This is a genomic window from Polynucleobacter sp. AP-Melu-500A-A1 (assembly GCF_018882125.1).
Lineage (GTDB): Bacteria > Pseudomonadota > Gammaproteobacteria > Burkholderiales > Burkholderiaceae > Polynucleobacter.
Map to the genome: position 1 here is coordinate 372187 of NZ_JACVOZ010000001.1, position 11763 is coordinate 383949.

Annotated in this window: 14 protein-coding genes; 3 read left to right on the forward strand and 11 right to left on the reverse strand. The window is 44.8% G+C overall.

The features are described 5' to 3' along the window. Positions 1–6: 6 nt before the first annotated feature. The 3 genes from prmC to hemA are packed head-to-tail and all read right to left on the reverse strand — an operon-like array spanning position 7 to position 3252. On the reverse strand, positions 7–846 hold the full coding sequence (gene prmC, locus ICN38_RS02055) for a peptide chain release factor N(5)-glutamine methyltransferase (RefSeq protein WP_255562668.1): 840 nt from the start codon (positions 844–846) through the stop codon (positions 7–9). A gap of 9 nt (positions 847–855) precedes the next feature. Continuing rightward, the gene (gene prfA / locus ICN38_RS02060; RefSeq protein ID WP_216254420.1) at positions 856–1935 is read right to left on the reverse strand and encodes a peptide chain release factor 1; all 1080 of its coding nucleotides are present in this window, start codon (positions 1933–1935) and stop codon (positions 856–858) included. Further along, a complete protein-coding gene (gene hemA / locus ICN38_RS02065; RefSeq protein ID WP_216254423.1) occupies positions 1936–3252 on the reverse strand; it encodes a glutamyl-tRNA reductase in 1317 nt (438 codons plus the stop codon). Between the two features lie 19 nt (positions 3253–3271). Between hemA and ICN38_RS02070 the strand changes: the two genes are divergently transcribed. Then, complete coding sequence (locus ICN38_RS02070) at positions 3272–3550, forward strand: hypothetical protein (RefSeq protein WP_255562691.1); 279 nt, start codon at positions 3272–3274, stop codon at positions 3548–3550. A 7-nt stretch (positions 3551–3557) separates the two neighbouring features. Here the strand turns inward: ICN38_RS02070 and ICN38_RS02075 are convergent, their stop codons facing one another. From ICN38_RS02075 to ICN38_RS02100, 6 genes are all read right to left on the reverse strand, one after another. After that, positions 3558–3884: a type II toxin-antitoxin system PemK/MazF family toxin gene (locus ICN38_RS02075; RefSeq protein WP_216254426.1), complete on the reverse strand. Its 327-nt coding sequence runs from the start codon at positions 3882–3884 to the stop codon at positions 3558–3560. Continuing rightward, positions 3881–4096, reverse strand: a complete 216-nt coding sequence (locus ICN38_RS02080) for an antitoxin MazE family protein (RefSeq protein ID WP_216254429.1) — start codon at positions 4094–4096, stop codon at positions 3881–3883. Before ICN38_RS02080 ends, ICN38_RS02075 begins: the two co-directional genes overlap by 4 nt. Positions 4097–4178: 82 nt before the next feature. Further along, the gene (locus ICN38_RS02085; protein WP_216254434.1) at positions 4179–4940 is read right to left on the reverse strand and encodes a uracil-DNA glycosylase; all 762 of its coding nucleotides are present in this window, start codon (positions 4938–4940) and stop codon (positions 4179–4181) included. A gap of 5 nt (positions 4941–4945) precedes the next feature. Continuing rightward, entirely contained in the window at positions 4946–6730 is a 1785-nt protein-coding gene (locus ICN38_RS02090) for a M61 family metallopeptidase (RefSeq protein WP_216254437.1), read from the reverse strand. Between the two features lie 5 nt (positions 6731–6735). Next, positions 6736–7452 (reverse strand): DsbC family protein, encoded by a 717-nt coding sequence (locus ICN38_RS02095; RefSeq protein WP_255562669.1) that lies wholly within the window; start codon positions 7450–7452, stop codon positions 6736–6738. Next, positions 7445–8707 (reverse strand): FAD-dependent monooxygenase, encoded by a 1263-nt coding sequence (locus tag ICN38_RS02100; RefSeq protein WP_216254441.1) that lies wholly within the window; start codon positions 8705–8707, stop codon positions 7445–7447. The genes ICN38_RS02095 and ICN38_RS02100 overlap by 8 nt, the downstream gene beginning before the upstream one ends. 53 nt (positions 8708–8760) lie before the next feature. On the opposite strand from ICN38_RS02100, the gene ychF reads away from it, so the two are divergent. After that, positions 8761–9855: a redox-regulated ATPase YchF gene (gene ychF / locus ICN38_RS02105; RefSeq protein ID WP_216254443.1), complete on the forward strand. Its 1095-nt coding sequence runs from the start codon at positions 8761–8763 to the stop codon at positions 9853–9855. Positions 9856–9938: 83 nt separating this feature from the next. Here ychF and ICN38_RS02110 read toward each other — a convergent pair whose 3' ends face one another. Continuing rightward, a complete protein-coding gene (locus ICN38_RS02110) occupies positions 9939–10286 on the reverse strand; it encodes a hypothetical protein (protein WP_216254446.1) in 348 nt (115 codons plus the stop codon). 123 nt (positions 10287–10409) lie between these two features. Here ICN38_RS02110 and ICN38_RS02115 point away from each other — a divergent pair, with 123 nt between their 5' ends. Continuing rightward, positions 10410–10979, forward strand: a complete 570-nt coding sequence (locus ICN38_RS02115; protein ID WP_216254448.1) for a hypothetical protein — start codon at positions 10410–10412, stop codon at positions 10977–10979. Here ICN38_RS02115 and trpC read toward each other — a convergent pair. Further along, the gene (trpC, locus tag ICN38_RS02120) at positions 10960–11763 is read right to left on the reverse strand and encodes an indole-3-glycerol phosphate synthase TrpC (RefSeq protein ID WP_216254450.1); all 804 of its coding nucleotides are present in this window, start codon (positions 11761–11763) and stop codon (positions 10960–10962) included. The two genes, ICN38_RS02115 and trpC, sit on opposite strands and share 20 nt — an antisense overlap.

An 11763-nucleotide genomic window follows, 5' to 3' on the forward strand; every position in this document is an offset into this window, starting at 1 on the left:
AAAGCTTTATTTCCGGCCTGAAGCTACCCGGTGATGGCCTGCTAAATCCAGATGGGTTTGAATATCCCTCAAACCAGCAGTTCGCATGAGCTTGAGCACGGCATCGGACTGGTCAAAGCCATGCTCGACAGCAATTAAGCCGTGAGGTTTTAAGAAGGATGTGGCCTGAGTGATGATGACTTCTAGGCAGCTTAGGCCATTTGATTGATCCGTTAATGCTTCAAGAGGTTCAAAGCGAAGGTCGCCTTGGTTTAAGTGAGGATCGCCGCTTTCAATATAGGGTGGGTTGCTTAAGATGAGATCAAAGATGGCATCTTTACCGATTGCCTCATACCAACTACCTTGAAAGAATTGGACTTGTGCCTCTAAATGTAAATGCTTGGCATTCGTTTTTGCAATTGCTAATGCTTCTGGAGACTGATCAGTAGCTATCACTAGCGAGTGAGGAGCAGCCTTCGCCACTGCTAGCGCAATTGCTCCTGAGCCAGTGCCTAAATCCAATAGCTTGGCTTTTCCACCAAGCCGAGTGATTTCACGAAGACCAATTTCTACTAATAATTCTGTTTCTGGGCGAGGAATTAAGGCGCCCGGTCTCACTAATAATTCAATATTATGAAAGCCTTTCTTACCTACAAGATAGGCAATGGGCTCGCCATTTAGGCGCTTATTTTCAAGCAGCTTCCAGTCAGTAAGCGCATTCTCACTGAGCTTCATATCATCTTGAGATATCAGGGCAGAACGAGGCAGTTGGTAATGTTGCTCGATTACATGGCCTAACAGGAGGCGCGCCTCACTTTGAGGAAGGGTAGAGTTGCGCAATAAGTCGCGCAAGGAAAAATCAGCCATCATTCATTTTTAGCTATCGCCAAGGGCAGCGAGTAATTCTGCTTGGTGTTCGGATGCTAGTGCATTACAAAGATCATCAATGTCACCATCCATCATCGCATCAATTTTATACAGGGTCAGATTGATGCGATGATCGGTGATGCGCCCCTGCGGGAAATTGTAAGTACGAATTCGATCACTACGATCACCGCTACCAACTAGCGATTTTCTAGTTTGGGCTTCCAATTGATGTTTTTCGCGTTCACGAGCATCCATGATGCGGGATACCAATACCTTCATCGCTTGTTCACGATTTCGATGTTGACTGCGATCATCTTGACACTCAACGACAGTGCCGGTGGGTAAATGCGTAATACGTACAGCAGAATCTGTTTTATTAATATGCTGACCGCCAGCGCCAGAGGCCCTAAAAGTGTCGATTCGTAGTTCTGCTGGATTAATTTTGACGGCCTCTAGTTCATCAGCCTCGGGCATTACTGCAACAGTGCACGCAGAAGTATGGATACGCCCTTGGGTTTCAGTTTGGGGAACGCGCTGTACACGATGTCCACCAGACTCAAATTTGAGTCGTGAGTAGACCGATTGCCCTACTAAGCGTAGAACAACCTCTTTATAACCACCTAAATCCGATTCAGCAGCACTGACGATTTCTACTTTCCAACCTTGGCGTTCAGCAAAGCGGGTATACATGCGCAATAAGTCCCCAGCAAATAGGGCGCTTTCATCACCACCAGTACCAGCACGAATTTCTAGAAAGACGTTACGTTCATCATTTACATCTTTTGGAAGTAGCAGCTTTTGTAGGGCACCCTCTAGCTCTTCCATCGTAGTGGCAGCTTGTTTTGCCTCATCATCTGCAAAGTCTTTCATCTCTGGATCTTTGCGCATTTCTTCAGCTGCCTGGGCATCTGCTTCTGCTTGCTTATATAGACCAAATTGCTCAACCACTGTGGCAATATCAGAATGCTCGCGTGTGAGTTTCCGATAGGCATCCATATCTTTGGTTGCTTCTTCGGAGGTCAACAGGGAATTAAGTTCGGCTAAGCGTGTATCTAGGTAATCTAGCTTAGCCCGCATGCTGGGCTTCATTTAATGATCTTCTGGCTTGGAGTGCGTGGCAAATAACTTGGGTAACAACTTCATCAGAGCATCACGCTCAGCGCCATTCGAGTGCTGCAATGCATGAAGAGAGCCATGCAAAAATTTATTGGTCAGGCCTTGTGCCATCGCGTTCAATACTTCTTGTGGGTCGTCTCCGCGCATTAAGCGTTTCATGGCGCGCTCCAGCTCAAGTTGTCTTAAGTATTCGCCTTGCTGCTGTATATCCTGAATAATGGGCACAGCATTACGACCTTGCATCCAGTGCATAAAATTACCAACCCGGTCCTCGATGATGGCTTCTGCTTGGCTAACAGCAGCTTGACGTAAATTGGCGCCAGTCTGAATCATGACTCCTAGATCATCTACGGTATAAAGATACACGTCAGCTAATCTGGAGATCTCTGGCTCAAAGTCACGCGGTACAGCCAAGTCAATCATGACCATGGGTTTACGGCGACGTAATTTCAGGGCACTTTCAACCATGCCCAGGCCGATGATAGGGAGTGAGGAGGCGGTGCTCGAAATAATGATGTCGAATTCATGCAGGCGCCCAGGTAGGTCAGATAGTCTAAAGGATTCAGTCTGTACATCTTGATCAGAAATAGAGTCTGCAAGCTCTTGACCCCGTTCAATTGTGCGGTTAGCAATCGCGACATTTTTGGGTTTACGTGCCACAAAGTGAGTTGCGCACAAGCTGATCATGTCACCAGCCCCAATGAATAAAATACGCTGATCAGAAATTTTTTCGAAGATACGTTCGGATAGACGCACAGATGCAGCAGCCATGGAAATAGAATGTGCGCCAATCTCTGTTGAGCCACGAACCTCTTTAGCTACGGCAAACGTTTTCTGAAAGAGTTGATTGAGGTAAGTGCCTAGTACCCCTGCATTATTAGCAGTACGTACTGCATCTTTCATTTGGCCCAAGATTTGGGTTTCACCAATCACCATCGAATCCAAACCGCAAGCCACCCTAAAAGCGTGACGTACGGCATCTGATTGGGGTAGGGAATAAATATGGGGCTCAAGGCTGCTGGGGGCTAGCCGTTGTGTTTTGGCTAACCAATCAAAAGTAACTTCGTGTAATAGACTCTCAGCGCTGGCGTCATTCGCGGCGCAATAGACTTCGGTCCGATTGCAAGTTGACAAAATAGTTGCCTCGGGCAGGCCAGCCTGATTCTCGCCAACAAGGTGTTGGCGAAGATCGTGCAACGCTTCTTGAAGAAATTCAGGGTCAAAGGCGACTTTTTCCCGAATGGCGACCGGCGCTGTGTGATGATTGATGCCGAGTGTCAACAACTTCATAATGGGGATTATAGATTTGATGACACTATTAATGGGGGTAACGATGGGGTTTTTGGCTTTTCTGCTAATTGGCGGGGTATCTGGTGCCTCAGCTTGGATTTTTTATCCCGGTAGCTCTAGTACACCAAAGCTAGGTAAGTTCATCCTGGCAAGCTTCTTAGGCTTTATTGCAGCAGCAGCCAGCTCTTATTTAGGTCAATACTTCGGGCTTTTTCAGTCTGGGCAGATGCTCGAGTGGGTGAGCGCTATATTTGCGTCTTGTTTGGTGGGGTGTGTCTTTACGGCTTTGGCTAAGTAGTTCGCAACTATACTAATCCAAGCCAAAGCGCTAGAGCTCGGTTGACTCGAACTAATAGCGATTCTTCTATTTCCCCAATGACCGTACCAATCTTTTCTTTTTTAATACTCATGATTTTGTCCATCTGAATTTGACTATCTTTTGATAGGCCATTTAACTCGCTTGGGGCAATATCAAGGCGGAAAATCGGCCCCTGAATTAATCTGCTGGAAATTAATGCAACCGTAATCGTTTCGTGAATGTCATTGAATACATCTGACTGGAGGACTAAAGCAGGCCTTGGTTTGCCAAAATCTCCCTGTAGAGCGATAGTCACTATTGAGCCGCGCTTCATAAGTCCTGTAAATCAGATAGAGCAAGATCTATAAAGGCCATTAGCTCATGGTCTTCACGATCAGATTGAGCAGCTAAAGCAGACTGACGGCGACATTCTTCAACAAACCCTGTTGAACGTGTATCTGGAACCCAAATTTGAACCGGTCTAAGTCCTGCTGCGCGCAGGGCAAGGCGGTGTTTTTGTACTCTTTTGGCTGTATTGGAGGGCATCTGCCTTATCCCTAGTAATTGTTACATGTAACATTTTAACTTCAGGGACAGATTCTATGTAAGCCCTATTTAAAGACTTACATTAAATAAGATTGATTTGATGAGAGTCACTGCGATTTTCGATCCACTGAATGGCTGGTTTTCCATGTGCCTCTAACCATGCATTGGTTTTGCTAAAGTGGCCACAGCTTTTTTGACCACCGGGCTCTAAAAAAGGCTTATCCGTTTTATAGACACCTAAACCCGAAGGATGTGACGATTGCAAGATGAGCTGGTTCGAAGTATTAGCGATCAACGCTAACTTTGATTGGGCGTGTCCGCCCCAAAGCATCCATACGAGATTAGGTTTTTGCAGCGCTAACTTGCAAATCAACGGATCGATTAGACTTTTCCATCCTAAATTGGCATGGCTTCCTGCTTCACCTAATTTCACACTGAGCGCAGTATTGAGAAGTAGCACGCCTTGCTGAGCCCAGTGATGTAAATCGCCATTAGGAAGAGCACCAAAGTGTTCAAGCGCAAGTGCTTTACTCATATTACGAAGTGAACTCGGAAATGCACGCGAATTACTTGGAATGTCAGCAGGAATTGAAAACGCTAAGCCCTGTGCCAGTCCTGGTGAGTGATAGGGATCTTGACCCAAGATGACAACTTTTACCGAATGTACAGGTGTTAATTGCAAGGCCTTGAAAAAGTCTTCAGGCGCTGGCCGTACGAGCGCCACTCCTTGATCTAAAACGGTCTGTAAATTATTTTTTAATACACTCCATGCGCTTGAATGAAGATAATCACCAAGCAACTCTCGCCAATCTAGTGGAATATCTTTTTCAGAAAAAGAGTGCATTCAGTTTAAGGAGATTTGCTCGTTGAACTCAGTTCATATTGAGCGGGTAATTGACTATCCTGAAGCAGAGCCATGCGCTCATGCATCAAATCATCTCGATAAAAGCAGATATTCATGCTTTGGCCCTCATGCAGACTGCCAAGAATCTTATCCCATCGGGTATTGGTAATGCGTTGACCATTAATACTGGCTAAAAGGTCTCCAGTTGCAAGGCCTGCAGATTGGGCTAGCCCTCCATCTAAGACATTAGTGACTTTAAGCCAGCCGCTAGATTCTGTATAGCGTATGCCAAATTGCAACTTCAGCTTTTCTAGTTTGGTTTGTGGCTTGGCTTTAACAGCAATTAGTTTTGAGCTAATCCATTTCTGAATCGGAATGTCTTCTGTGCCAAAAATATACTTAGATTTGATCTCATTCCAGGTTTTAGTAAATCCTCCACCGAGTAATGTGAAGATCAACTCATCTAATCCATCTTCAGCTATGCCATCTAAGGTAATGCCATGCTTTTGCCAAATTAGGCGCATGAGATCGTCTAAAGATTTTCTATTTTTTGAGAACGCTCGAATTTGCAAGTCCAATCCCAAAGCAAGTAAAGCGCCTTTTCCGTAATAACTCACGACAGCATTTGGGGTGTTTTCATCGGCTTGGTAATACTTAGTCCAGGCATCAAAGGAGCTATCTGCTAGGCTTTGTTTCTGCCTGCCAGGACCGCGCAAAATCCCATTCCAATTATCAGAAACTAATTTGAGATAGGTTTTGAGATCAATCCGTTTGCTGCGGAACAGTTGGAGATCATCGTAGTAACTGGTAAAGCCTTCAAACAGCCAAAGAAGGCGAGTGTGGTTTCTACGATCGAGTTGGTATGGCTGGAAAGCCTTCGGTTGAATGCGCTTCACTAGCCATGCATGAAAGTACTCATGACTGCACAAACCTAAAAATTCACGATAAGCATTTTCTTCGAAGAGCACCCTCTCTTGTGGAATTTGATCGCGACGACATAACAAAGCAGTGCTATTGCGATGTTCAAGGCCACCATAGCCATTGAGTACTGCATTGACTAAAAATAAATAACCATTAAATGGTGCCTGTTTTGTTTTGGGCTCAAACAACGCAATAGTAGATGAACAAATGGCTTGCAGATCATCGGCAAGGCGGCTGATTTCGATCGGATTCGTACATCCTTGAATAGCCATACGGTGTGGCACACCTTGGGATTTCCAGCTCACTAATTGAAATTCACCCATCGCAACAGGGTGATCCAAGAGGTCGTCATAATTTTGTGCAAGATAAAAACCAAAGCCTTGCGCATCCGTTTTCACGGCCCGCATGCTCGTTTGTACAGACCAGTGATCAGCAGACGCAGCTTCAGGCGCAACAATGGCAAGGGAGCAGGGTAAATACTCTTGACCTTTTACTGCCAAGCATAGGCTGCTTGCATTGAAGAAAGCACGCTCAGTGTCAAGATAAGCCGCCCGAACTGAAGAATCAAAAGCGTAGACGGTAGTCAAAATATTTACCGCACCACTCCCCTTAGGAAGTCGCCACTGATCGTTATCAATTCGTTCTAAAGATAACTTTTTTCTATTAGCCCCTGCGGAATGAGCCTCAATAGATTCAATCTGCTTACTGAAATCCCGAATTAAATAACTTCCCGGAATCCATGCGGGCATCTGTAAGACTTGTCCATCAGGATCAGGATTGGCAATATGCAGCTTGACCAAAAAGCGATGGCCATGAAGTTCAGCTGGCCATACGGTGTATTGAATTTGAGGTAGGTCGGATTGACTCATGGAGATTATTTAAGAGAGCTAAATTTCTTTTCGATATCCGTGATCTGAACGGCACCTGGGAAACGACTGCCATCCGTGAAGAAAAGAGTGGGGGTACCAGTGATTCCATAGGACTTTGCAAAAGCCATATTTTTATCTAAAGGATTGATGCAATCACTCTTACCGCTGGGAGCGATGCCATTGATCATCCAATCAATATAGGATTTATAGGGATCAGCAGAGCACCAAATTTGTTTAGATTTCTGGGCTGAGTCCGGAGACAAAATGGGGATCAGGTAAGTGTAGATAGTGACGTTATCGAGCTGCTGAAGGGATTTTTCCAGGCGTTTACAGTAGCCACAGTTGGGGTCTGAAAACACTGCCAACTGACGGCTTCCATTGCCACGCACGGTCTTGATAGCATTGGCTTGAGAAAGATCGGACCATTTAATTCGATTAAGGTCAGCCTGTCTTTGCTCAGTAATATTTTTACCTGTTGCGAGCTCAATAATCTCACCTTGGATCAGATATTTACCGGCGCTATCGGTATAAAAGATGTCGTTACCAACCAATACTTCATATAAGCCGGCAACTGGTGCAGGGGAGACGCTACGAACTTTGGCATTAACCCCCAATTTCTTTTGCAGATCGGTTTTGAGTTGTTGCTCTGATTGCGCATGTACTAATGGCATGTATAGCAGGGTAACAAATACCAATAAACAACTTGATAACAATTTATTCAAAATCAATATCTCCTAAGGCGCGCTCAATGAGGCGCTGTTTTATAAAGTGACTTTTATTCACAAGACCAAGACCCCAATTGCGGAGTTGGCGCTCGGGTTTACTGGATGCGGAAAATAATTTCTTGAGCTTATCGGTGACCCAAAGCAGAGCACCGGTATCGCCCTGACGCTGACGTTCATAGCGACGTAAAAGAACAGGGTCACTTGGCGTGCGGAATGACTCCCGTTTACCAAGAATATTGAGCAATACAGCAACATCACGCAGACCAAGATTCAAGCCCTGTCCTGCTAGCGGATGCATGACGTGGGCAGCATCGCCAATCAAGACTACCTTTGGAGAAGATTCGGGGCCAATAAAGCGGTTCGCCCGAATTTTCCTTAATGGAAAGGATACAGGTGTCGAGTTAAGTGTGAGCTCTCCAAGTTGTTTTCTAATTGCACCATTCGCAATCGAAGAAAATTTCTCAGTCCATTGTGATTGATCTAATTTTAATAACTCTGCTGCATTTTCTGGAGAGGTCGACCACACCATGGATACTTGCTTACCTGGCAATGGCAGCATGGCGACGATATCGCCGCCTGGTAAGAACCACTGAAAGGCTGTTTCTAAATGAGGATAGTGACAAATCCAATTTGCTACAACTGCACTTTGTGAATAACTTTCTTCACTAGCAGTAATACCGATTTCAGAGCGAATAGGTGAATTTGCACCATCAGCTGCAATTACTAGTTGAGCATGAATCGGTGTGCCATGCTTGAGGTGCAGCGTCGCACCTGCTTCATCAACCTCTATTTTTTCTACGACATTGGTAATGCGCTCTAATTTATTTTGAAAGCGTGACGCTTGATCAAGCGTATGTTCAATTAAATTGGATTCTCCAATCCATGCTAACTGTGGTGTGCCTGCTTCGAATGCGGAAAGATGGAGTTGGTCATTTTTTTCGCCACGATCTCCATAAATTCGCATATCTCGAACTGGCTGCAAGCGAATATGGTCAAGTGCATCCCATATCTGTAAATGGGCTAGTAACTTTTGAGTGCTGGGAGAAAAGGCATAAATACGTTGGCCCCATTGACTTCCTTGCGGGCTGGAAACACTTTCCCCTAAATCGGGCGCAATTTCCACTGTTTGAAAACCGAGTTGAGCTAGGCCAAGCGCGCAAGCTTTACCAGCAATGCCGCCACCGATTACAGCCACATCGACTGAACGAATTTGGCCTGAATGGAGGGGGGTTTTTAAATGAACTTCTGACATAACTTGATGATATCGAAACAAGCCCCTTCATAAAGCCCCTTTACAATGGAGACATGTCTTTGAAATGTGGCATCGTCGGCCTGCCTAACGTCGGCAAATCTACTCTCTTTAATGCGCTTACCAAGGCTGGAATCGCAGCGGAAAACTATCCTTTCTGCACGATCGAGCCTAATGTGGGCGTAGTTGAGGTTCCTGACCCCCGTTTAGCCTTTCTGGCTGAGATTGTGACTCCGGAACGCATATTGCCGGCCGCTGTCGAGTTTGTTGATATTGCGGGTCTAGTGGCTGGTGCCTCGAAAGGTGAGGGCCTGGGTAACCAATTTTTGGCTAATATCCGTGAAACAGATGCTATTACCCATGTAGTTCGCTGTTTTGAGGATCCTAACGTGATTCACGTTGCTGGAAAAATAGATCCTATTTCAGATATCGCTGTGATTGATACCGAATTGGCTTTGTCTGATTTAACGACTGTTGAAAAAACACTCCAACGATCAAGTAAGGCAGCAAAGTCAGGCAATGATAAAGAAGCTTCAGCATTAGTGGCTATATTGACCAAGGTACAAGCCCATCTAGATCAGGCGCTACCAGTGCGTAGCATGAAGCTGAGTCAAGAAGAAAATCTCCTTTTAAAGCCACTCTGTTTAATCACTGCAAAACCGACAATGTATATCGCAAATGTTAAGGAAGATGGTTTTACTAATAATCCCCATTTAGAGGCCGTTATTCAGCATGCTGCTAAAGAAGGTTCACCAGTAGTGGCAGTCTGCGCAGCAATCGAGGCTGAGATCGCCGATTTAGATGATGCGGATAAGCTTGAGTTTTTAGCTGACTTAGGTATGGAGGAGTCTGGATTAGATCGTGTTATTCGTGCAGGCTACAAGCTACTGGGCTTACAGACCTACTTTACGGCAGGCGTGAAAGAAGTTCGCGCTTGGACTATTCATCAGGGCGATACGGCGCCACAGGCAGCAGGAGTTATTCATACTGATTTTGAGCGTGGCTTTATTCGGGCGCAGACGATTTCTTATGACGACTTCATTCAGTTCAAAGGTGAAGCAGGTGCCAAAGAGGCGGGCAAGATGCGCGCTGAAGGCAAGGAGTATGTTGTTAAAGACGGAGATGTATTGAACTTCTTATTCAATGTCTAGATCAATACCCAGTCTTCCGTAATAAAAAAGCCCTCACTAGAAGGGCTTTTTTATTACGGAAAAAATTGAGCAAAGAAGGTTTATTAACTAGCTTTTGCAGCCTTCTCTAGGCATTTAGAAATCTCTTCGTAACGCTTAAGCGCTAGCTTAGTGGGTACAACCTCTTTTTTGCGCCCATCAACATTGGCAGCCATCTTGATATAGCCCATTGCATTGAGATTTTTTAAGCGGCCATGTAAGGTAGCTTGAGAGCCCAGCGCGGAGAGTGAGATCAAATCCCCAACCAAGACAGACTCTTTCGCCTGATACGACAGAATGATCTTATCGAGCAGGCTTTCTTCTGTGCAGTCGAGTTTCTTACCAAGATTCATACGGTCGAGCGCATCGAGCATATTGAGAAAGCGAAGGTATGAGATTTTATTGATGGACATTTTGCGTGTTCACTGAAGTACTTCATTAGGGCTAGTGCTTACAAGTATATCCCTATTAGCCCTTAAGTAAACTTGTTCTGTACTTGTATGCACGTATAGAAAAAATAAACCATACTGTCAGGAATGACAAAATCACTATCAATTGCATCGGGGTGGTGTATAGAAATTGCCTTGTGCGCATTGGCATATGGCGCACTTTTTTATCTCAATTCTTGGTTAACCAGTTCCTTGGTTTTTGCAGATGGGGTTAATTGGATTTATTTGCCAGCAGGCCTTCGTTTATTTCTGACCCTAATTTTTGGCTTGCCTGGCGCTATTGGTATCTCCATCTCCTCATTTCTGATTAGTTGTTATGGTGACCCCTCTTTGGGTCTGACAGCTTGCATCGGCATTGGTTTGATATCAGGGTTTGCTCCCTATCTAGCCAGAATTTTTGTTTTCAAGAATATTCATCTTGAACCAGATCTCAGCAACCTTAGTCTCCAAAAATTAGGTTTTTGCATCCTGATTTATGCTTTATGGAGTGCAGGCCTACATCAGTGGTGGTTCACGACTATGGGACTTGAGGATGCCGGAACATTCAATCACTTTTTAGTGATGATGCTAGGCGATATCTTGGGATCCGTATTACTGATTGCCATCATTAAGTATGGCATCGACCTTTTGAGAAGATCTAGAAAAACAACTCGCTAAGAGCAGCACCAGGATCTTGGGCTCGCATAAAAGCTTCTCCCACTAAAAACGCATTGACTTGGTGATCGCGCATAAGTTGTACATCTGCACGATTTAAGATTCCTGACTCGGTTACAAGTGTCTTATTACTAGGCACCATTGATAGCAGTGAGAGAGTCGTCTGTAAAGTAACCTCAAAAGTCTTGAGATTGCGATTATTAATGCCGAGTAAAGGTGTCTTTAACTCAAGAGCTTGCTCAAGTTCAGGAGCATTGTGGACTTCAACCAAGACATCTAAGCCTAATTCATGGGCGCATGCTTCAAGCTCTTTCATTTGATTGAGCTCAAGGCAGGCAACAATCAGCAAAATAGCATCTGCTGCAATTGCACGCGCTTCATAAACTTGATAAGGATCGATCGTAAAGTCTTTGCGCAATACAGGAATCTTGCAGGCAGCGCGTGCTTCCTGCAAATATGCATTACAACCTTGAAAGTACTCCATATCGGTTAAAACGGATAGACAGGCAGAGCTATGCTGTTCATAGGAGCGGGCAATTTCTGCGGGATTAAAGTTTTCACGCAAGATGCCCTTGCTTGGACTAGCTTTTTTAATTTCGGTAATAACACCTGCTTTACCAGAAGTAATCTTTTGATTAATAGAGTTAATAAAGCCGCGCGGTTGCAGCAAAGTATTTTGATTATTCGCAAGCGCTATTTCGCGTTGATTTTCCAAAGAGATCTTCTTAGATATCTGCGCAATCTCTACTTTTTTAGTGGCAACAATTTTGTCGAGAATATCGCTCAT